At 58.7% G+C, this 1,183-nt stretch carries 2 protein-coding genes; both read left to right on the top strand.

Translation table 11 applies throughout. The annotated features are described in order from the left end of the window. On the top strand, positions 1–457 hold a 457-nt coding region (locus ACXJ7R_RS33575; protein ID WP_457155546.1), incomplete at its 5' end, for a homogentisate 1,2-dioxygenase domain-containing protein. 65 nt (positions 458–522) lie between these two features. Then, positions 523–1,183: fumarylacetoacetate hydrolase family protein (locus tag ACXJ7R_RS33570; RefSeq protein ID WP_457155545.1), on the top strand; the 661-nt coding region annotated here is incomplete at its 3' end.

Below are 1,183 nucleotides of genomic sequence, written 5' to 3'. Positions count from 1 at the left end.
CCTGTTCGACCATCCCGATCCATCGATCTTCACGGTGCTCACGGCGCCAACCGAGGAATCGGGAACCGCGAATGTCGATTTCGTCATCTTYCCGCCWCGCTGGYTGGTGGCCGAGMACACSTTCCGCCCRCCYTGGTACCAYCGCAAYMTCATGAGCGAATTCATGGGCCTCATCGAGGGCCAATACGACGCCAAGGAAGAAGGCTTCGTACCGGGCGGCATGAGTCTGCACAATATGATGCTGCCGCATGGCCCGGATGCCATGGGCTTCGAGAAGGCATCCAGCGTGGAACTGAAGCCGGTGAAGCTAGACCACACCTTGGCCTTCATGTTCGAGACCCGGTATCCGCAGCAGCTGACGCGCTACGCCGCCGAGCTCGAGACTCTGCAGGATGACTACCTTGAATGCTGGGATCACCTGGACCGGAAATTTGACGGAACCCCGGGCGTCAAATGATGCCTCAACTACGCATCAATTCATGAATCCTGATGCCACGTGGTGAAGAAGGACGGTTTGGCGGAATGAAACTCGCAACGATCAAAGACACAACCAGGGACGGAAGGCTTGTCGTCGTCTCAAGGGATCTAAGCCGCTGTTGCGAAGTCGGTCATATCGCGCGCACTGTTCAGGCAGCCCTCGATGACTGGCGAAATGCTGCTCCCCGACTTCGAGAGATCGCCGAGGGCCTCGAGGCAGGTTCGCAACCCTCTACGCCGTTTTATGAAGGTGACGTCTGCTCGCCACTTCCGCGTGCTTACCAATGGGCTGACGGCTCGGCTTACGTCAATCACGTCGAGTTGGTGCGAAAGGCCCGCAACGCCGAGATGCCGGAGAGCTTCTGGAGCGATCCTCTGATGTATCAGGGTGGCTCTGACAGCTTTCTTGGCCCTCGCGATCCCATCGTCATGGCCGACGAAGCTTACGGGATCGACATGGAAGGTGAGGTGGCCGTGATTGTGGATGACGTCCCAATGGGCGTGTCCGTCGATCAGGCCGGTGAAGCCATCCGCCTTGTAATGCTGGTCAATGACGTCTCTTTGCGTGGTCTCATTCCCGCGGAGTTGGCCAAGGGCTTCGGCTTTTTCCACTCAAAACCCTCGTCCGCTTTCTCGCCAGTGGCCGTGACGCTCGACGAACTCGGGAGCGCCTGGAGGGATGGGAAACTACACCTCCCCTTGCTTG

It is taken from the genome of Mesorhizobium sp. P5_C1 (assembly GCF_054049815.1).
The sequence above is the reverse complement of the archived record's forward strand: the minus strand, read 5'-3'. Positions and strand labels throughout refer to the sequence as shown.